This is a genomic window from Streptomyces catenulae (assembly GCF_000718015.1).
Classification (GTDB): Bacteria; Actinomycetota; Actinomycetes; order Streptomycetales; family Streptomycetaceae; genus Streptomyces; species Streptomyces catenulae.
This window is the reverse complement of the sequence record NZ_JODY01000040.1, coordinates 34137-53387: the sequence shown is the minus strand read 5'-3', so window position 1 is coordinate 53387 and position 19251 is coordinate 34137. Positions and strand designations below refer to the sequence as shown.

Sequence of the window (19251 nt, the reverse complement as noted above, 5' to 3'; positions counted from 1 at the left end):
TACGCCCCCGGCGCCCGGACTCGCGGGCGCGCCCCTCACATGTCCGCGCGCCGCCGCTCCAGCGTCCCGGCGACGTTCACGAAACCGTCGGACGCGGCGAGCACCTGACCGTCCGCGACCGTCTGGTACATCACCATCCCGTTCACGATCCGCGGGAAGTCCTGCACGGCGAGCATGTCCTCCGCGCGCCACCGCAGCTTCGGCGTCAGCCCGCCGGTGTCCACCGGATGCTTCCCCCGGTCCAGCACCTTCTGGAGCGCGTACGGGGTGATCTCCTCGACCCCGTCCGCGTCGAGCTGCTCCACCATCGCGCGCAGCACCGTGTACGCGATCCACGTCGTCTGCACACCCTGGTCGGCGGGGTCGACGCGGTTGTCGCCGAAGGCGTACTCGTTGACGACCCGGCGCATCGGGTTCCACCGCGGATCGCCCGCCGCCGGGTACCAGCCGGTGACCAGCGCCCCCTCCAGCGGCCCGGACCGGCCGCCGGTGCGGTTGACCAGCGCCTGCCCGACGCTGCCCAGCACCGAGGCGACCTGCACCTTCGGGCTCTGCTGCTGGAGGCGGCGGAAGGAGTCGAAGAAGGCGTCGGTGTGGTCGCCCAGGGACGCCGTCACACAGGAGCCCGGCGCCCGGCCGCCGTACGCCGCCGTCCCGTAGCGCGCGGGGTCGGCGCCGACGGCGTCCAGCGCCCGGTGCACCTCGGCGGAGTAGTCGGTGCCGTCCTCGGGCGCCCGGATGTCGTTGGCCGGTGACCGGTGGCCCTGCTGGAGACCGGAGTCGAGGAGGGAGGGCATCTGGTCGCCCTGGATGGTGTCGGGCCGCACCAGGGCGACCCGGTCGCACTCGCGCGCCAACTGGCGGCCGTTCCCGGCGAGCAGCGACGCCTGACCGCCGTTCACCGGGTACGACAGCGGACTCTCGAACTCCTCGTCGGAGGCGCCGTAGCCACCTATGTAGGGGACGCCCTCGACCTCCAGCGGCGACATGAACGACCGGCCGAACTGGCTGTACGAGCCGACGACCGCGACCGCGCCCGCGTCGACCGCGCGCTGCGCACAGCGCGTCGCGCCCACCGAATCGTTGTGATCGTTGCAGGTCAGAACCTTGAGCGGATGACCGGCGAGGCCACCGGTGGCGTTGGTCCAGCGCGCATACGTCTGCGCCATCGCCGGCATGCCCGGCATGTTGGTGGCGCCGGTGCCCTCCGGCGCCCAGGTCATCACCGTGATCGGCGCCTTCTGCGCGGACCCGGTGCCGGGCAGCGAGCCGCATCCGGTGAGCAGCGACGCCATCACCGCCGTACCGGCTGCCCACCGTGCGGTGGTCCGTGCGGAGGCGGTCGGGAAGAGGCGGGGGGAGGGGCGGCGCCGTCCGGTCATGGTCCGTGAGCCTCGCGGCCCGCCCGAAACGCGTGAGTGACTCCAGGTCAGCGGAGGGTGACGAAGGGGTGAACTCCGGGGGGCGATAGGTGATCGGGAGCGAGGAACGTACGATCGATTGCTGTGCAAGGTTCGGAGAAGTCTTCCCGTCGCGGCCGCCGCTCGACCACCATGGACGGCATGCCCCACAACGACATGCCGTGGTGGCGCTGGCGCAGCAATGTGCGCTCCGCGCTGCACATGCTCTCCGACCCCGGATTCCACCGGGAGACCTGGCTGACCGGCCGCCCCGGGTACGGCGATGTGACCGACGCCGTCTACCGGCTCGTCGAGGACACCTGGCTGGACAACTGGTCCGCGGAGAAATACGTCGGCACGATCTTCCGCGACACCCAGGAGGCGGCGCTCGTCGACGCCACCGTGGTGCAGATGCTGCGGATCATGCACCAGGTCGGCGCGGACTCACCCGCCGCCGCGTACGTCGAGCACCCCGGCTGGCCCGAGGCGGTCCGGGCGGCGCGCGAGGCGCACGTCCGGCTGTCCCGGGCGGACGGCGACGATCCGGACGGGCCGCCGCTGTCGCTGGAGGCGTTGGCGCAGGTGACCGGCGGTGCCCCGGCCGGTGCCTGAGCCGACGCGAGGGCGAGGCCCGCGTCCGGGCGGTGTCCGGGTATGCGACCCTATGAGGTCATGAGCGAGTCGCAGTCCTCCACGCCCGGCCCGAACGACGGGTCCGCCCCCAGCGGTTCCGGTCAGGGCCGTCCCACCGACCAGTACGTCCTGACGCTGTCCTGCCCGGACAAGCAGGGCATCGTGCACGCCGTGTCCAGCTTCCTGTTCATGACGGGCTGCAACATCGAGGACAGCCAGCAGTTCGGCGACCACGACACCGGGCTGTTCTTCATGCGGGTGCACTTCACGGCGGACGCCCCGGACAGCGTGGCGAAGCTGCGCGCCAGCTTCGCCGCGGTCGGCGACTCGTTCCGGATGGACTGGCAGATCCACCGCGCCGACGAGAAGATGCGCATCGTCCTGATGGTGTCGAAGTTCGGCCACTGCCTGAACGACCTGCTCTTCCGCTCCCGCATCGGCGCGCTGCCGGTCGAGATCGCCGCCGTCGTCTCCAACCACACCGACTTCGCCGAGCTGGTCGCCTCGTACGGCATCGCCTTCCACCACATCCCGGTGACGAAGGCGACCAAGGCGCAGGCGGAGGCGGAACTGCTGGAGCTGGTACGGGCCGAGCGGGTCGAGCTGGTGGTGCTGGCGCGCTACATGCAGGTGCTCTCCGACGACCTGTGCAAGGCGCTCTCCGGCCGGATCATCAACATCCACCACTCCTTCCTGCCGAGCTTCAAGGGCGCCAAGCCCTACCACCAGGCGCACGCCCGCGGCGTGAAGCTGATCGGTGCCACCGCCCATTACGTCACCGCCGACCTCGACGAGGGCCCGATCATCGAGCAGGAGGTCGAGCGGGTCGGTCACGAGGTCACCCCCGATCAGCTGGTCGCCATCGGCCGGGACGTGGAGTGCCAGGCGCTGGCCCGCGCGGTGAAGTGGCACAGCGAGCGCAGGGTGCTGCTCAACGGCGCCCGGACGGTCGTCTTCGCCTGACCGCCGCCCCCGCAGCCGCCCCGCCGCCTCCCCTTCCCGCTCAGAGCCGGGAGAGGGAGGCGGTGGCGTACAGGACGTCGCGGATCGCCTCGCGTTCGCCGTCCGAACCGGCGGCGGCCTCGTCCGGGACGATGTGACCGGCCGCCAGCTGGCAGAACTCCTCGCCGTCGAGCGCGAGATGCGCCACGGTGTGCTCCGGCGAGCCGACCGCCGCCGGGGAGTCCAGGGCTATGTACCAGTGGCCGCCGCCGTCCCCCTCGATCTCCAGATGGAGCGTCCGGCCCGGGGCTCCGGCCGCCACCAGCTGCCGCGGCGGCGCGGCGAGACCGGACTGCCGGAGGTGGGCGAGGGCCCGCGGCAGCAGCCGGGCGGCGAGATCCACCAGGCTGTGCAGGTGGTCGGCGGCCGGGCCCTCGTGCGGGTAGGCGACCGCGTCCGCGATGTCACCGGCGTGCAGCCAGCAGCCGAAGGCCCGGTCGAGGAAGGCGTCGCGCAGCGGCAGCTGGACCGGGCCGTACGGCACCGCGAGATCGCCGACCCCGCCACCGGCGAACGCGGCCGTCCGGATCAGGGTGTGGCTCTGCTCGCGCCACGGCCGGTGGAGGGCGGGCGTCCGGGGCGCCTCGCCGACGGTGCGCCACAGGGCGCGGGTGCGGGCGCCGGGCCCGGCCCGTCCGGTGGGCGCGGCGTCGCCGAGCGGATCGGGCAGGCCCAGGGCCGTGGCGACCAGCCCGTCGACCGCCAGCAGATGGCCGAGCACCCCGGCGGCGGTGGTCTCGCGGTGCACCGGCTGCTCACCGTCGAACCACCGCAGCCGCACCGGGGCGCGCCACTCGGCGTCGCCCATGTCGCGGAGCAGGGCGTCCAGCTTGGCGGTCTCCGCGTCGTACGGTGCGGCCCACTCGGGCACCGGGATACGGGCCGGGCGGCGGCCCAGGCAGCCCTCCAGGACGCGGGAGCGCAGCAGCGGGTCGAGGTCGAGGCTGTCGGCGGGGTGGAGCAGGCCGACGGCGTCCCGCAGCCGCAGCGCCTCGTCGGCGCAGGGCGCGCAGTCGGTGAGGTGCGCCTCGACGGCGGCGGTCTCCTCGGGAGAGCAGGCGGCCAGCGCCCAGGCGCCGAGCAGCGAGGTCAGCACGCGGTGCGGCAGCTCGGGGCGCCCGTCGCCGGGCCGTCCGCCACCGGGGCGGGCGGCGTCACCGGGGGCCGCCGGGGTGCGCGGGGGAGCGGCGTCGGCGGGGGCGGGGCCGCGGTCCGGTGCGGCGTTCTCCGGGGCGTCGGGCAGCGGGCCGCGGTCCTCGGCCGCGGCGCGCGGTGACGGTATCCGGGGCCGGGCCGTGGGCGGGCCCGGGGCGGCGCCGGGCGGCTCGCCGGGGCCGTCGTGGTGCGGCGGGCAGGGCTCCCTGTAGTCGTACCCCTCCCATTCCTCCGGGCCGTTCACCGGGGGCCTCCGTTTCCGGCGCCGGGCCCGTCGGACGGCGGCTTCTGGTGGTGGGCGGTGGACAGCAGCTGGAGGCCGAGGCGGAGTCGGCGGCGGGCCTCATCCGCGGTGACGCCCAGGTCGGCGGCGGTCTGGCGGTAGTCGCGCCGCTGGAAGTAGGCCAGCTCCAGGGCGTCGCGCAGCGGGGCGGGCATGGAGGTGACGATGTAGTCGGCGCGGGCGGCGGTGGAGGCGTCGCGGATCTTCCGCTCGACCTCGGCGGGCGCCGCCTCCTGGCCGCCGTCACCGGCGAGGGCGGCTTCGGTCTGGCGCAGCCGGTGGACGGCCTGGCGCTGGGTGAGGGTGGCGACCCAGGAGCGCAGTGAGCCCTGCTTGGGGTCGTAGGCGTCCGGGTTCTCCCAGATGTAGCCGAAGACCTCGCGGGTGACGCGGTCGGCGGCGTCCTCGTCGCCGAGGACGCGGTGGGCGAGGCTGTGCACCAGGGAGGCGAAGCGGTCGTACAGCTCGCCGAGCGCGGCGGCCTCACCGCGGGCGAGCCGCTGCTGCATCCGTCTGTCCCAGCGTGGTGGTGCGTCGCTCGCCATCGGCCTCTGCCCCGTCCCGTCGTACGGACCGCCCGAGGCGCGGCCGGACGCGCCGTCGTGCGGTCAACTCCTTGCCCGCGTCCCGCCCGCGCGGGTGGGACGCGCCATCGAATGTAGTCGGGGGGTCCGACAGTGCACGCTTCTTTGCGGCAAACCACTCCGGAACAAGGGTGCGGATGGTAAAGGAGTCGTCACTTTGGGGTGGGAATGCCCGGTCAGGCGGGTTCGCAGGAGATCGTTCCTGCTCTTTTCGGTGAATGCGTTACCGGGGTGTGACCGAAATTCGGCAAAGAGTGACCGCGCGCTGGGCATAGCCTTGGACGGGAACGGCCCAGTGCGCCACGCATTCCGCAGTGTTTCAGGGGAGAGAGGCCGGGCAGTCGAGCCGGGGAAGGGTGTGTTCCGGATATGTCCGGGAGCGTCCGGTCCGCAAGCGAGCGAAAGGCTTCGAGCGCGTGTCGTTGAAGGTGGCAGAAGACGAACAGGGCCGATGGGCCGTCCTCCAGGTGTCCGGCGAGATGGATCTGGTGACCTCGCCCGCGGTACGCCAGCATGTCCACGACGCGGTCGCCGACGGCCGGCGGAACGTCGTCCTCGACCTGTCCGAGGTCCGGTTCTGCGACTCCAGCGGCGTCGGTGTGCTCATCGCCGCCCGACGGCTGATGCGCTCCTGCCAGGGCCGCCTCCGGCTGATCCTCCCCGCCCAGGGGGCCGTCGACGGTTCGCATGTCAACCGCGTCCTCGCCGCCCTCGGCGTCCGCCGCCTCTTCGAGGTCTACCCGGACCTGCACACCGCCGTCGACGAGACCGCCGCCCCGCTCTCGGCCTGATCCCGGCACCCCTGGGCGACACGCCCCAGGGCCACCGCCCCTACGGGGAATCCGTCCCGTAGGAGGACTCCGCCCGGTACGGGAAGCGCGCGCAGACGAGGAAGCCGCCCTCGGGGGTGTGCCGCGTCTCCAGCGTCCCGCCGAGGAGCTGCGCCCGCTCGCGCAGCCCGACCAGCCCGTGACCGCCGCCCGGCAGCGCCGGAGCCGCCGCCGAGGCGTCCGGCGGCCCGTTGCGGATCTCCACCCGCAGCCCGCCCGCGGCCGACGCGTCCGTGGCCCGCCCGGCGTCCGGCGCCGCCAGCGGATCGATCCGGACCAGCACCCGCGCCCCCGGGGCGTGCTTGCGGACGTTGGTCAGCGCCTCCTGGACGGTACGGAACGCCGCCCGCTCCACGGTCTGCGTGCCCCGGCCGCCCGCCACCACACCCGGCTCGTACGTCACATCGAGACCGCTCATCCCGATCAGCCGCGGCAGCTCCGCCAGATCCGGCTGCGGCGCCGGGCGGCGGACCTCCTCCGGGCCACCGGCCGTCCGTAGTACGCCGACCATGTGCCGCAGCTCCTCCAGGGTGCGCACCGACAGCTCCCGTATGGTGCGCGCCCCGTCCCGGGCCGCCTCGTCGCCCGTGCTGACCTGCACCGCGCCCGCCTGGAGACTGATCAGGCTCACCTGGTGGGCGACGACGTCGTGCATCTCCCGGGCCAGCCGGGCGCGCTCGGTGGCCTGCACCCGGTCGGCCAGCAGCCGGTCCTCGCGGCGCAGGCTGCGGGTCAGCTCCTCGACCCGCGCGGCCAGCTCGCCCCGGGTGCGCACCAGCAGCCCCAGGGTGATCGGCGCCGCCGAGGTGACGCACGCGTCGATCAGCACCAGGGTGTTCTCCCGGTACGCGGTCAGCTCCAGGTCCGAGAGCGGATACGGGAAGAAGTGCGCGGCGATCAGCAGCGCCGCGCAGATCCCCAGCCGGGGCCGCCCCGGGCGCCGCGCCGCCACCGTGTAGAGCGCGATCATCGGCGCGAACCAGATGTAGCCGATGTACAGGCCCGGCAGCGTGAAGAGGAAGACCAGCAGCGGGAAGCGGCGGCGCAGCAGCAGTGCGGCGGCGGCGACCAGCGACACGGCCAGCTCCAGGGGCAGGTGGAGCCCGTTGACGAGGAACGCGTCGGCGATCCCCAGCAGCGCCGGGACGACCAGCGGGGCGACCCGGCGCAGCCACCGCGGCACCCGCGCACCCGGACCACCGCGCGCCCCCGGCGCGACGGCCCCGTCCCGCGCCCCCGGCACCGGATCGTGCCCCCGCGCTTCGGGTACCACCGGAAGCCGGTCGCCGGGCGCCCCCGGCGCGCCGTCGTCCGCGCGCGCCCCCGGCGCCCGCCGTGCGTCCCCCGCCACCGTCAGCACGTCCCGCGGGGTATACGGGCCACCAGGCCCGCGCGGTCGGCGACGATTGCCGCCTGGATGCGGTTGAGGCCGCCCAGCTTGCCCAGCAGGGCTCTGACATGGTCCTTGACGGTGCTGGGTGCCAGTCCGATCCGGTCCGCGATCTGGGCGTTGGCCAGCCCCTCGCCGAGCAGCGCCAGCACCTCCGACTCCCGCGGCGTCAGCCCCGCGACGGCCCGCGCCGCGGCGGCCTGGTCCTCGGCGGTCAGATAGCCGCCGATCACCGCCCGGGTCACCCCGGGGTCCAGGACGCTGCCGCCCGCCGCCAGCGTCCGCACCGCGCGCACCAGCTGCTCCGGCTCGGAGTCCTTCAGCAGGAACCCGGCGGCGCCCTCGCGCAGCGCCGCGGTGAGGTACTCCTGGGCGTCGAAGGTGGTCAGCATCGCGACCACCGGCGGCTTCGGGGCGGCGCGCAGCTGCCGCAGCACCGTCAGCCCGTCGACGTCCGGCATCCGGATGTCCAGCAGGACGACCTCGGCGCCGCTGTCCAGCACCGTCCCGACCGCCTCGCCGCCGCCGCAGTCGGCGACCATCTCGATGTCCGGGGCGGTGCCCAGAATCATCCGCAGCCCCGACCTGACGAGCCGTTCGTCGTCCACCACAGCGACACGGATCACCGGGCGCCCCTTTCTCCTCGCACGTTCCCACCGGGCGCGCCCACCCCGGGGAGGCCGCCCTGCGGTGGGCCCGTACCCCCGCCGAGCGGCGGGGGTGTGCCCGGGACCTCGGGACGATGCCTCACCGGGGCGTACACCGGCAGAGTGCCTTCATGCTGCACCACCGACCGGGCCACCGGCACCGGAGGCGGTGCAGCTCACAGCGACGGCCGCCGCGGCCCCCACACGCGGCGGCCGCCTCTGCGCGCGGCCCGGGCGCCCGCCCGGGTGCCGCGCGCCCCTCAGCGCTCCGCGGCCGCCGTCCGCAAACTCTCGCCCCGCGCCCCGCCGTACGGCCCGCCCGGCCGCCCCGAGGAGAGCACCACCACCGACGTCATCGCCGCCAGGCCGTACGCCGTCGTCGCCAGCCACAGCACGCCCTGCGGCGTCTCCAGCGACCGGTTGAAGTAGTCGGTCACGGCCAGTTGCACCACCGACCGCACCGTCAGATAGAGCTGTACCGCCCCGTACGCCAGCAGCGCGCTGCGCACCTCCCACCGGGCGCCCCAGGCCAGCGCCCCCAGGATCAGCAGCACCAGCGCCGCGCCCGCCGCGGCGAACTCCGGGGGCGTCGCGAGCCCCACCGTCCCCGTCGCGGCCGCGTCCACGACCGCCCGCAGGAACCGCCCCGGGTGCCCGGAGGCGAGCAGCGGCCCCTGGGCCGTCCACGCCAGCTGGACCACGCCCATCACCAGGAACAGCACCCCGCAGATCCGTGAGGGGCGGCGCCGCCAGGTGCCCGGGGGCGCGTCCGGGCCGCCGTACGCTCCCCGGCGCCCGTCCCCGACCGGCAGCAGCGCCCCCAGCACCACCAGGGCGGTCACCAGCCCCAGGCACCGGGTGGCCAGCAGCCAGCCCCACTCCGGGGCGGTCACGTACCGGACGCGGTACGCCTCGTCGCACAGCCCGACGGCCTCCCGTAGCGCGGCCGCCAGCAGCGCCCAGCCGAGCAGCAGCGCCGCCGCCCGCGCCGCCCGCCGACCGGCCAGCGCCGGACCGGCGACACCCAGGAACGCCACCGCGAACGCCCACTCGTACGGCCCGAGCACCGGGACCGCCCCGGGGAGCGCCGGGTGGAACAGTTCCTCGACGAAGTCCCAGAGACCGCCGCCCCCTTGGGCGACGCCCCGCACCGTCCAGCCCGCCAGCGTCAGCCCCAGGAGCCCCAGGCACACCCCCGCGGCGCGGTAGCGGCCCCGGTGCGCCGGGTCGGCGCGGCCCGGATCGGGATCCGGGCGGACGTCCACCGCGCCGTCGTCCTGCATCGCCATGCCCCAGACCCCCCGCTCCGCCCGCCGGCCGCGATAACCGGACCGTCCCGTACCGCAGCCTCACTGTGCCAAGGACGGCAGGAGCGGCGGGGGAGGTTCCCTGCCGTGTCGGGGCGCGGGCGCCGCTTCCCCGGGCCCGGCCCCCGCGCTCGCCACGGACGGCGAACTCCCGCCACCGGCTGGCATGATGCGGCCATGACGGAAACGGGGGAGGCACCGGGCGGCCGGGGCGCGCACCGCGGCGGCGTCCGCCTCACCCGGCGCGGCCGGATCGCCCTGGGCGTGCTCGCCGCGGGCGTCGCGGCGGCGCTCGCCGCGGTGCTGGTCGGCGCGGTGGATCCGGTCGGCACGGAGGGCGCGCGCCGGGCCGCCCCCGGCGTGTCCCGGCCACCGCGCGCCACCCCCACGCCCTCGCCCACCACCCCCGTCGTCCTCGACTGGGAGGTCCACCACGAGCGCAGGCTCCGCGCCTGGCCCGCCGTCCCCACCACGTACGCCACGGTCGTGCACGACGACGGCGACGCCTCGTACCGCCGCCGGGGCAGCCGGATCGTCGAGTACGTCGTACCGGGCGACGACAGCAACCGGCTGCGGCTCACCACCTACGCCCACCGCCCCCGGTCGCTCACCGCCTGGGGCGCCCGGGAGGCGGCGCGGCTGCGGGAGTACTGGCCGGACGCCGAGGTGCACACCGAGCCGGTCCACTTCCACGACCGCCCCGCGCTCCTCCTGGACGCCACGTACACCTTCTCGCCGCAGACGCCCACCAGGACCCGGCGGCTCCAGTTGCTGACGACCACGGCGGGTGGCCGCGCCTACGACCTGTACGTGGAGATGCCCCGGGTCCCGGCCGCCGAGCACATCGGCCGTGCGGTGTTCCAGGGCGCCCGCGACCGGCTCCGTATCGACGGCGTCTGACGGGACGGGGACCCGGCCCCGCGCCCCCGCGTCGTCGCTGAACAGCCGTGTTGCAGCCAGCAACCACTGGCGGCTTTGTGTGGGCGCCGAAAAGGTATTACCGCCGGGTACACAAAGCGGCCGCGCCCGCATTACGCTCGCCCGCATGACGGACTCGCAGGACACCGGAACAGTCGACGCCGCACCCGAGACGGCCGCACCCACGGCGGAGGTGCCCGCCCCCGCGACGGAGACGCCCGCAGGTGCGGCGCCCGCCCCCGCCGCACCCGAGGGCGGCAACCCCGTCGCCGCCGCCGTGCCCGGTGCGCGCACCGCCGCCGACGTCGTCACCCCGGAGATCGTCGCCCAACTGGTCAGAGGTGTCAGCGGCAGCGGACGCACCGCCAACCACACGCCGTTCACCGGCGAGGTCCTCGCCGAGCTGCCGGAGTCCACCCCCGAGGACGTCGCCGCCGCCTTCGACCGCGCCCGCGCCGCCCAGAAGCGCTGGGCCGCCGTCCCGCTCAAGCAGCGCGCCGCGGTCCTGCTCCGCTTCCACGACCTGGTGCTGCAACGCCAGGCCGAGGTCCTCGACCTCATCCAGCTGGAGACCGGCAAGGCCCGGCTGCACGCCCACGAAGAGGTGCAGGCGGTCGCCGTCGCCGCCCGCCACTACGGCCGCAAGGGCCCCGCGTATCTGCGCCCCAAGGGGCACACCGGTGTCGTCCCGGTCCTGACGAAGGTCACCGAGCTGCGCCAACCGCGCGGCGTCGTCGGCCAGATCGCCCCCTGGAACTACCCGCTGGAGCTGTCCGTCGGCGACGCGCTGCCCGCCTTCGTCGCGGGCAACGCCCTGGTCATGAAGCCGGACACGGAGACCGCGCTGACCGCCCTGTGGGCCCGGCAGCAGATGATCGAGGCGGGGCTGCCCGAGGACGTCTGGCAGGTCGTCATCGGCGAGGGCCCGGTCGTCGGCCCCGAAGTCGTACGCCACGCCGACTACGTCTCCTTCACCGGCTCCACCCGCACCGGCCGCGAGGTCGCCCAGGGCGCCGCGGCCCGCCTCGTCGGCGTCTCCCTCGAACTCGGCGGCAAGAACGCCATGTTGGTGCTCTCCGACGCCGACGTCGAGAAGGCCGCCGCCGGTGCCGTCCGCGGCTGCTACTCCTCCGCCGGTCAGCTCTGCATCTCCATCGAGCGGCTCTACGTCCACGCCTCCGTCGCCGACGCCTTCCTGGAGAGCTTCGCCGCCCGCACCCGCGCCATGCGGCTGGGCACCCAGCTCGCCTACGGCGCCGACATGGGCTCGCTGGCCGGACCCCGCCAGCTGGAGACCGTCACCCGCCACGTCGACGAGGCCGTCGCCGAGGGCGCCCGCGTCGTCACCGGTGGCCGCGCCCGCCCCGACATCGGCCCGTACTTCTACGAGCCGACCGTCCTCGACGGCGTCGGCGAGGCGATGACCGTCTGCGCCGAGGAGACGTTCGGCCCGGTCGTCTCCGTCTACCGCTTCGAGGACGAGGACGAGGTCGTCGCCGAGGCCAACGCCACCCCGTACGGCCTCAACGCCAGCGTCTGGACCCGGGACGCCCGCCGTGGCCGCGCCGTCGCCGCCCGGCTGCGCGCCGGCACGGTCAACGTCAACGAGGCGTACGCCGCCGGATACGGCAGCGCCCAGTCGCCCATGGGCGGCATGGGCGACTCCGGTCTCGGCCGCCGCCACGGCTCCGAGGGCGTCCTGAAGTACACCGAGGCGCAGACCATCGCCCAGCAGCGGGTGATGCCGCTCGGCCCGTCCTTCGGCCTGACCGACGAGAAGTACGCCGACCTGATGACCCGCAGCCTCAAGGCGATGAAGGCGTTCCGGCTGCGCTGATCCTCCGGGCGGGCCGCGACGCGCGCGGCCCGCCCGCCCATCCCCAGGAGAGCCCGTGCCGCAGAAGAACTCCGCCCCCCACCCGCTCCCCGGGCAGCGCCGGGAGACCGACCGCCCCTACGACTACGACGTGCTGGTCGTCGGCTCCGGCTTCGGCGGCGCGGTCTCGGCCCTGCGGCTGACCGAGAAGGGCTACCGCGTCGGCGTCCTGGAGGCCGGACGCCGCTTCAGCCGCCAGACGCTCCCCAAGAACTCCTGGGACCTGCGCAACTACCTGTGGGCCCCGGCCCTCGGCTGCTACGGCATCCAGCGCGTCCACCTCCTCGGCAACGTCATGGTGCTGGCCGGTGCCGGGGTCGGCGGCGGCTCCCTCAACTACGCCAACACCCTCTACGTCCCGCCGCCGCAGTTCTTCCGCGACCAGCAGTGGGGCCATCTCACCGACTGGCAGGACGAGTTGGCGCCCTACTACGACCAGGCCAAGCGGATGCTGGGCGTCCGGCTCAACCCGACGACCACCCCGTCCGACGTCCATCTCAAGGAAGCCGCCGAGAAGATGGGCGTCGGCGACTCCTTCCACCTCGCGCCCGTCGGCGTCTTCTTCGGCGACGGCGAGGACGCGGACGGCCGCGCCCGCGCGGAGCCCGGCGGCCAGGTCCACGACCCGTACTTCGGCGGCAAGGGCCCGGCCCGCACCGCCTGCACCGAGTGCGGCGAGTGCATGACCGGCTGCCGCCACGGCGCCAAGAACACCCTCAACGAGAACTACCTCCACCTCGCCGAACAGGCCGGAGCCGTCATCCACCCGATGACCTCCGTCGTCACCGTCACCGAGGACTCCCGCGGCGGCTACGCCCTCGGCACGCTGCCCACCGACGACAAGCGCCGTGGCCGCGGCCGGGTCTTCACCGCCCGCCGCGTCGTCCTCGCCGCCGGTACGTACGGCACCCAGACGCTGCTGCACCGCATGAAGGACAGCGGACTGCTCTCCGGCATCTCCCCGCGGCTGGGCGAGCTGACCCGCACCAACTCCGAGGCGCTGGTCGGCTCGCAGACCAGCGACCGCCGCTACCGCAAGAAGTACGGCACCCGCCCCGACTTCACCCGCGGCGTCGCGATCACCTCGTCCATCCACCCGGACGAGAACACCCACATCGAACCGGTCCGCTACGGCAAGGGCTCCAACGCCATGGGGTCGCTCTCCGTCGTACAGGTGCCGCTCGCCGCCCGCCGCGGTCGCCGCGCGCTGGCCTGGGCGGCGCGCAGCCTGCGCCACCCGGTGCAGACCGCGCAGTCGCTCTCCAACCGCCGCTGGTCGGAGAAGACCATCATCGGCCTCGTCATGCAGTCCCTGGACAACTCCCTGACGACGTACCGCAAACCCTCCGGCCCCGGAAAGGGCCTGCTCACCGCCCGCCAGGGCCACGGCGCCCCCAACCCGGAGCAGATCCCCGAGGCGTACGAGGCGGCCGGGCACCTGGCGAAGGCGATCAACGGCTTCCCCGGCAGCAACGTCGGCGAGCTGATGGGCACCCCGCTGACCGCGCACTTCCTCGGCGGCTGCCCCATCGGCGAGGACGCCGACCACGGCGTCATCGACCCGTACCACCGCCTCTACGGGCACCCCGGCATCTCCGTCGTCGACGGCGCCGCGGTCTCCGCCAACCTCGGCGTCAACCCGTCCCTGACGATCACCGCGCAGGCCGAGCGGGCGATGGCGTTCTGGCCGAACAACGGCGAGGCGGACCCGCGGCCCGGCCAGGGCGAGGCGTACCGGCGGCTGACGCCCGTCGAGCCGGTCGCCCCCGCCGTCCCGCCGTCTGCCTTCGGCGCCCTGAAACTGCCGCTGCTCGCCGTCCCGGTCGTCCCGCCGAAGCGCACCGACGAGCCGCGTACGGAGCCGGACGGCGACTGAGCCGCGGGCGTGCGAAGGGCCCCGCGGCGCCGTCCGCAAGAGGGGAGGGCGGACGGCAACGGGGCCCTTGCCGCCGGTGCCGGCGTCAGGGCGGCGCGGGCACCGGGGAGCGGCGCCGGGGGGATGCGCCGCGGGATCGGTGGAGCGGGACGGAGAAGCGGAGAAGCGAGGAAGCGGGGCCGCCGGGAGGCGGGAGTGCGGGTGGGACGCGTACGGACCGGATGCGGCCGGTCCCGGGCGTCCCCAGGACCGGCCACCCATCGACGTGACCGGGCTGCTGTCCCCTGCTGACCGGTCACCTCACCGGAGCGAGGTCCCACGACGCGGGCCGCCGAGCGGCCGGCGTCTCATCCCTCCGGCGTTCCGCCCCGGGGGCGGCGTCTACGCGTAGTCCTGCCTCCCGCGCCTGGCTGGCGCGGCACACGGCACAACGAAGCGGTTCCGCGGCCGGTCACGCGCCGTACGGGTGAGAGGTCAACCGAACTCAGATCCGCCCGCTGCGCCCGGCGCACGCGGCCCGCCCGCGCGCCGGTGCGCCCCCGCCGTCCGGCCCTCAGACACGGCCGCGGGACAGCTCCAGCAGCGTCATCGCCAGCGCGGTCCCGGACCGGCCGAGCTGCCCGCGGTAGTGGTCGAGGATCTCCATCTCGCGGGAGAGGTTCACCCGGCGCCCGCCGGACGCGATGCGCTCACGCTGGATCACGGCGGAGACCGCCATCCGTTCCTGGACGAGGCCGATGATCCGGCCGTCGAGATCGTCGATCCGCCCACGTGCGTCGGTGATCGTCCCGACCGCCTCGGGGGTGCGTGCCCCGGTGTCGGCGGCGGTCGTGGCGGGGGCGACGGTGGCGTCGTTGCTCATGTTCGGTTCTCTCCTGGGGGTCGGTGGCCCCCGGAGCCGACGGGCGGACCGGGAACGACACAGGCGCCCCGGGCCTTGTCGGCCCGGGGCGCCTGGGAAGTCGCTGGTCAGATGATCAAGCAGCACGTCCATGGCAGCCGGCCGGGCCGGTGCCATAGGTAAAGTCGAAGGTCAGCTGCTTGGACATGGCGCTCAGTATGAGCCCGTTAGAATCGAAAGTCCAACCCCTGCTCCACACCGCCGGAAGGCCGCCGAAGTGCCATCAGCGCCCCCTGCCGCCGCCCCGGACGTCGTCCTCGTAGTCGACTTCGGCGCGCAGTATGCCCAGCTCATCGCCCGCCGCGTTCGCGAGGCCCGGGTCTACAGCGAGGTCGTCCCGTCCACCATGCCGGTGGCCGAGATGCTCGCCAAGAACCCCAAGGCGATCATCCTCTCCGGCGGCCCCTCGTCGGTCTACGCCGACGGCGCCCCCAGCGTCGACCGCGCCCTGTTCGAGGCCGGTGTCCCGGTCTTCGGCATGTGCTACGGCTTCCAACTCATGGCCACCACCCTGGGCGGCACGGTCGACAACACCGGCGCCCGTGAGTACGGCCGCACCCCGCTGGCCGTCTCCAGGCCCGGCTCCACCCTCTTCGAGGGCACCCCCGCCGAGCAGTCCGTCTGGATGTCGCACGGCGACGCCTGCTCCGCCGCGCCCGAGGGCTTCACCGTCACCGCGTCCACGGACGTCGTCCCGGTCGCCGCCTTCGAGAACGACGAGAAGAAGCTCTACGGCGTCCAGTACCACCCCGAGGTCATGCACTCCACGCACGGCCAGCAGGTGCTGGAGCACTTCCTCTACCGCGGCGCGGGCATCGAGCCCACCTGGACGCCCGGCAACATCGTCGAGGAGCAGGTCGCGGCCATCCGCGCCCAGGTCGGCGACAAGCGCGCCATCTGCGGTCTGTCCGGCGGCGTGGACTCCGCGGTGGCCGCAGCTCTGGTCCAGAAGGCCATCGGCTCCCAGCTGACCTGCGTCTACGTCGACCACGGTCTGATGCGCAAGGGCGAGACCGAGCAGGTCGAGAAGGACTTCGTGGCCGCCACCGGCGCCAACCTCAAGGTTGTCGACGCGAGCGAGCGCTTCCTGAACGCCCTGGCCGGTGTCTCCGACCCGGAGACCAAGCGCAAGATCATCGGCCGGGAGTTCATCCGGGTCTTCGAGCAGGCCCAGCTGGAGATCCTCCAGGAGGAGGGCCCCGAGGTCGCGTTCCTCGTGCAGGGCACCCTGTACCCGGACGTCGTCGAGTCCGGCGGCGGCGAGGGCACCGCGAACATCAAGTCGCACCACAACGTCGGCGGGCTCCCCGACGACATCGAGTTCCAGCTGGTCGAGCCGCTGCGGCAGCTCTTCAAGGACGAGGTCCGCCTGGTCGGCTCCGAGCTGGGTCTGCCGGACGTGATCGTCCAGCGCCAGCCGTTCCCCGGTCCGGGTCTGGGCATCCGTATCGTCGGCGAGATCACCAAGGAGCGGCTTGACCTGCTCCGCGAGGCCGACGCCATCGCCCGCCAGGAGCTGACCGCGGCCGGTCTCGACGCCGAGATCTGGCAGTGCCCGGTCGTGCTGCTCGCCGACGTCCGCTCGGTCGGCGTCCAGGGCGACGGCCGCACCTACGGCCACCCGATCGTGCTGCGCCCGGTCTCCTCCGAGGACGCCATGACCGCGGACTGGACGCGGATGCCGTACGACGTCCTGGCGAAGATCTCGACCCGGATCACCAACGAGGTCGCGGACGTCAACCGCGTCGTCCTCGACGTCACCAGCAAGCCCCCGGGCACCATCGAGTGGGAGTGACCCGCTGACCGGTCCGCCGGTCCTCCCGTACGCCCGACGCCGACGCCGTCGCTCCCCGTGAGCGGCGGCGTCGGCGCGTTCCGGGGGCGCCGCGCCTGGTGGCCGGGGCGCGGTGGCCGGTCCGTTCCCGGTGGGTTTGTGCGGCGGCGTCCGGCGGGGGCGTTGACGTCGGCGGCGTCGGCTCGCATGATGGCGGCGAAGATTTCGTATGACGGTATCGAATCTCCGTGATGCGGAATAAGAATGGAGAGGAGCGGTACGGGCCGCGGGGCGGTGGCGTACCGGTGGAGCAGTGAGGAGCGGCGCGCGATGAGCACGATCGGATTCATCGGACTCGGCATCATGGGCAGCCCGATGGCGGTGAACCTCGCCCGGGCCGGGCACACCGTCCGCGGCTGGAACCGCAGCCCCGGCCGGGCGGCCGCGCTGGTGGCGGCGGGCGGACAGGAGGCGGCGTCGATCGCCGACGCGGTGCGCGGGGCGGACGTGGTGATCACCATGGTCCCGGCGTCCCCGCAGGTCGAGGCGGTCGCCTACGGCCCGGACGGCATCCTGGCGCACGCGGCGCCCGGCACGCTGTTCATCGACCACTCCTCGATCACCCCGCAGACCTCCGTCGACCTCGCGGCAGCCGCCGCGGACAAGGGGGTACGGGTCCTGGATGCGCCGGTCTCCGGGGGCGAGGCGGGCGCCGTCGAGGGGGTGCTGTCGATCATGGTGGGCGGTGCGGCGGAGGACTTCGCGGCGGCCCGGCCGCTCTTCGACGCCGTCGGCACCACGGTGGTCCACTGCGGTCCGCACGGCGCCGGACAGACGGTCAAGGCCGCCAACCAGCTGATCGTCGCCGTCAGTCTCCAGGCCGTCGCCGAGGCCGTGGTCTTCCTGGAGAAGTCCGGCGTCGATCTGGACGCGGCCCTGGAGGTGCTGGGCGGCGGTCTGGCCGGTTCGACGGTGCTGACCCGGAAGCGGGCCAACTTCCGCGACCGCGACTTCACCCCCGGCTTCAAGCTGGAGCTGCACCACAAGGACATGGGCATCGTCACGGACGCGGCCCGCGCCGCCGGGGTACCGCTCCCGGTGGGCGCCGTCGCCGCCCAGCTGATCGCGTCGGCGGTGGCACGCGGGGACGGCGGACTCGACCACTCGGGACTGCTGCGGGGGGTGGAACTGCTGAGCGGGGGGTAGGGGGTGCGGCTTGTGGGGGCGGGTGCTGGAGGCTGGGTGTGTGGGCGGGGGCTGGCCGTTGGTGGCTCGGGCCGGTGGGGGTGCGTTCGTGGGCGGGTGGGCCCGTGGGCGTGCGGGTGCCTGTGCGCGTGCCTGTGCCTGTGCTCGTGGTCGCCGGGTGGTTCGGCCGGTGCCCGTGGTGGCGGTTCGGCTCGCGCCGGTGGTGGCAGGGACCGGCCCGTGGTCGTGGTCGCCGGGCGGCCCGGCTCGCGTCCGTGGTGGCGGGCGTCCGGCCCGTGCCCGTGACGGCCGGGTGGCCCGGCCCCGTCTCCGCGCCCGCCGTCAGGTCAGCCGCAGGTCGATCCAGGGGGTGGTGTCGCCGGGCAGCAGGTAGCGGTCGGTTTCGACGAAGCCGTTGCGGAGGGCGAACCGCAGGCCGTCCTCGTTGGACGACAGCACCACCGTCTCCACGGCCCGGGCGCCCAACTGCCGTGCCCGGTCCAGCCCGCGGCCGTACAGCTCCGTGCCGTAGCCGCGGCCCCGGTGGGCGGCGAGCACCCGCGCGATCACCGTCGCCACGCCGTCCACCGGCGGCCGGACGGTGGAGCAGCCGACCAGCTCGCCGTCCCGGTAGGCGACCTCCAGCCGGTGGCGCGCCGCCCGCTCCCGGGCGTCGTCCAGGGACAGTTCGTGGGTCGGGATGATCGTGTTGTGGACGTGGAGCCAGTCCGACAGCGTGGCGTCGTCGGCGGGCGGGACGAGGTGGAGAGCGGACATCGCAGCAGGAAACGTGGGAGGGGGACGGGGCGTCAACCGGTTTGCGCCGAGGCGCCTGCCCGGGGGTGGCCCCGGGGCGCGGCGGTGGCCGTCCGGGTGCGGTCTCGGGGTGCGACGGTGGCCGTCCGGGTGCGGTCTCGGGCTGGCCGGGTGCCGCCCCGGCTCCGCCGTCGGCATCCGGACCGGCCAAGTGGCTGTCCGCCGTGGTCAGTTGCGGGCGAGGAAGGCCCGGGCCGCGGTGACGAACGCGCCACGCGCCGCCGTGTACGTCTCCCACGCCCCGTCCGGCGCCGCATCGACGCGGTGCAACGCCCGGAGCCGGTCCATCAGCTCCCGGGCCTGCTCCACCGGGCCCACACCCTCCACATCGAGCACATTGAATGCCGCCTGTGTCGCCGCGTAACTCTCCCGGGTCGCCGTGAGGGCGGCGTCGAGGGAGTCGTAACGGCCGTCCAGGCGGCGCCAGATCACCGCGCCCTCGGCGTCGCTCGCGGTGAGGAACGCGGCGTACGCGTCCCGCCGCGCCAGATACATCAGCGGATCCTTCGGCACCGGCCACCTCCACCGTGCGGGGACAGGGCGGCAGTATCGGCCGCGCGGCCCGACTAATGAAGAGCCGGTACCGGGGCGGATGCCCGGCCGCCCCGGACGCGCGGTGGGGCGTCAACCCGGGCGCGGCGCATTCACCCGCCGCCATCTGGACGTTTTCCCGC

The 19251-nt window shown here is 74.3% G+C and carries 17 protein-coding genes; 8 read left to right on the top strand and 9 right to left on the bottom strand.

What is annotated here, in order from left to right; genetic code table 11:
- Window positions 1-35 precede the first annotated feature (35 nt).
- A complete protein-coding gene (locus IF23_RS0127395; protein WP_030288306.1) occupies window positions 36-1382 on the bottom strand; it encodes an ABC transporter substrate-binding protein in 1347 nt (448 codons plus the stop codon).
- Between the two features lie 117 nt (window positions 1383-1499).
- Between IF23_RS0127395 and IF23_RS0127390 the strand changes: the two genes are divergently transcribed.
- Window positions 1500-2012, top strand: coding sequence for an SCO4402 family protein (locus IF23_RS0127390; protein WP_211266210.1), 513 nt, complete (start codon window positions 1500-1502; stop codon window positions 2010-2012).
- A 60-nt stretch (window positions 2013-2072) separates the two neighbouring features.
- A complete protein-coding gene (gene purU, locus IF23_RS0127385; RefSeq protein WP_030288302.1) occupies window positions 2073-2996 on the top strand; it encodes a formyltetrahydrofolate deformylase in 924 nt (307 codons plus the stop codon).
- A 40-nt stretch (window positions 2997-3036) separates the two neighbouring features.
- Here purU and IF23_RS0127380 read toward each other — a convergent pair whose 3' ends face one another.
- Window positions 3037-4434, bottom strand: coding sequence for a zf-HC2 domain-containing protein (locus IF23_RS0127380; RefSeq protein ID WP_078654301.1), 1398 nt, complete (start codon window positions 4432-4434; stop codon window positions 3037-3039).
- On the bottom strand, window positions 4431-5018 hold the full coding sequence (locus IF23_RS0127375; protein WP_030288297.1) for a sigma-70 family RNA polymerase sigma factor: 588 nt from the start codon (window positions 5016-5018) through the stop codon (window positions 4431-4433). The genes IF23_RS0127380 and IF23_RS0127375 overlap by 4 nt, the downstream gene beginning before the upstream one ends.
- Window positions 5019-5473: 455 nt before the next feature.
- Here IF23_RS0127375 and IF23_RS0127370 point away from each other — a divergent pair, with 455 nt between their 5' ends.
- Window positions 5474-5848, top strand: a complete 375-nt coding sequence (locus IF23_RS0127370; protein WP_030288295.1) for an STAS domain-containing protein — start codon at window positions 5474-5476, stop codon at window positions 5846-5848.
- Window positions 5849-5888: 40 nt separating this feature from the next.
- Here IF23_RS0127370 and IF23_RS0127365 read toward each other — a convergent pair whose 3' ends face one another.
- The 3 genes from IF23_RS0127365 to IF23_RS0127355 all read right to left on the bottom strand — a co-directional run bounded on the left by IF23_RS0127365 (window position 5889) and on the right by IF23_RS0127355 (window position 9213).
- On the bottom strand, window positions 5889-7070 hold the full coding sequence (locus IF23_RS0127365) for a sensor histidine kinase (protein ID WP_051739929.1): 1182 nt from the start codon (window positions 7068-7070) through the stop codon (window positions 5889-5891).
- Between the two features lie 170 nt (window positions 7071-7240).
- Entirely contained in the window at window positions 7241-7903 is a 663-nt protein-coding gene (locus IF23_RS0127360) for a response regulator (protein WP_030288290.1), read from the bottom strand.
- Between the two features lie 281 nt (window positions 7904-8184).
- Complete coding sequence (locus IF23_RS0127355) at window positions 8185-9213, bottom strand: hypothetical protein (protein WP_030288288.1); 1029 nt, start codon at window positions 9211-9213, stop codon at window positions 8185-8187.
- A gap of 195 nt (window positions 9214-9408) precedes the next feature.
- Here IF23_RS0127355 and IF23_RS0127350 point away from each other — a divergent pair, with 195 nt between their 5' ends.
- From IF23_RS0127350 to IF23_RS0127340, 3 genes are all read left to right on the top strand, one after another.
- Window positions 9409-10131, top strand: coding sequence for a hypothetical protein (locus tag IF23_RS0127350; RefSeq protein WP_030288286.1), 723 nt, complete (start codon window positions 9409-9411; stop codon window positions 10129-10131).
- Window positions 10132-10276: 145 nt separating this feature from the next.
- Window positions 10277-11986 carry a succinic semialdehyde dehydrogenase gene (locus IF23_RS0127345; protein ID WP_030288284.1) on the top strand — a complete coding sequence of 570 codons (1710 nt, stop codon included), beginning with the start codon at window positions 10277-10279 and terminating at the stop codon, window positions 11984-11986.
- 55 nt (window positions 11987-12041) lie between these two features.
- Complete coding sequence (locus tag IF23_RS0127340; RefSeq protein ID WP_037679891.1) at window positions 12042-13901, top strand: GMC family oxidoreductase N-terminal domain-containing protein; 1860 nt, start codon at window positions 12042-12044, stop codon at window positions 13899-13901.
- Between the two features lie 553 nt (window positions 13902-14454).
- On the opposite strand, the gene IF23_RS0127335 is transcribed toward IF23_RS0127340, so the two are convergent.
- On the bottom strand, window positions 14455-14763 hold the full coding sequence (locus IF23_RS0127335) for a chorismate mutase (RefSeq protein ID WP_030288281.1): 309 nt from the start codon (window positions 14761-14763) through the stop codon (window positions 14455-14457).
- Window positions 14764-15019: 256 nt separating this feature from the next.
- Here IF23_RS0127335 and guaA point away from each other — a divergent pair, with 256 nt between their 5' ends.
- Window positions 15020-16597: a glutamine-hydrolyzing GMP synthase gene (gene guaA, locus IF23_RS0127330; RefSeq protein ID WP_030288278.1), complete on the top strand. Its 1578-nt coding sequence runs from the start codon at window positions 15020-15022 to the stop codon at window positions 16595-16597.
- A gap of 309 nt (window positions 16598-16906) precedes the next feature.
- Window positions 16907-17782, top strand: a complete 876-nt coding sequence (locus IF23_RS0127325) for a 2-hydroxy-3-oxopropionate reductase (protein WP_030288274.1) — start codon at window positions 16907-16909, stop codon at window positions 17780-17782.
- Window positions 17783-18103: 321 nt separating this feature from the next.
- Here the strand turns inward: IF23_RS0127325 and IF23_RS0127320 are convergent, their stop codons facing one another.
- Both IF23_RS0127320 and IF23_RS0127315 read right to left on the bottom strand, forming a co-directional pair.
- A complete protein-coding gene (locus IF23_RS0127320) occupies window positions 18104-18538 on the bottom strand; it encodes a GNAT family N-acetyltransferase (RefSeq protein ID WP_030288272.1) in 435 nt (144 codons plus the stop codon).
- Between the two features lie 207 nt (window positions 18539-18745).
- Window positions 18746-19090, bottom strand: a complete 345-nt coding sequence (locus IF23_RS0127315; protein ID WP_030288270.1) for a hypothetical protein — start codon at window positions 19088-19090, stop codon at window positions 18746-18748.
- Window positions 19091-19251: the final 161 nt, after the last annotated feature.

Coding starts and splice junctions, on each gene's coding strand:
- IF23_RS0127355 (WP_030288288.1), bottom strand. CDS start 9,213: ATGGCGATGCAGGACGACGGCGCGGTGGACGTCCGCCCGGATCCCGAT.
- purU (WP_030288302.1), top strand. CDS start 2,073: ATGAGCGAGTCGCAGTCCTCCACGCCCGGCCCGAACGACGGGTCCGCC.
- IF23_RS0127320 (WP_030288272.1), bottom strand. CDS start 18,538: ATGTCCGCTCTCCACCTCGTCCCGCCCGCCGACGACGCCACGCTGTCG.
- IF23_RS0127345 (WP_030288284.1), top strand. CDS start 10,277: ATGACGGACTCGCAGGACACCGGAACAGTCGACGCCGCACCCGAGACG.
- IF23_RS0127350 (WP_030288286.1), top strand. CDS start 9,409: ATGACGGAAACGGGGGAGGCACCGGGCGGCCGGGGCGCGCACCGCGGC.
- IF23_RS0127395 (WP_030288306.1), bottom strand. CDS start 1,382: ATGACCGGACGGCGCCGCCCCTCCCCCCGCCTCTTCCCGACCGCCTCC.
- IF23_RS0127335 (WP_030288281.1), bottom strand. CDS start 14,763: ATGAGCAACGACGCCACCGTCGCCCCCGCCACGACCGCCGCCGACACC.
- IF23_RS0127375 (WP_030288297.1), bottom strand. CDS start 5,018: ATGGCGAGCGACGCACCACCACGCTGGGACAGACGGATGCAGCAGCGG.
- IF23_RS0127325 (WP_030288274.1), top strand. CDS start 16,907: ATGAGCACGATCGGATTCATCGGACTCGGCATCATGGGCAGCCCGATG.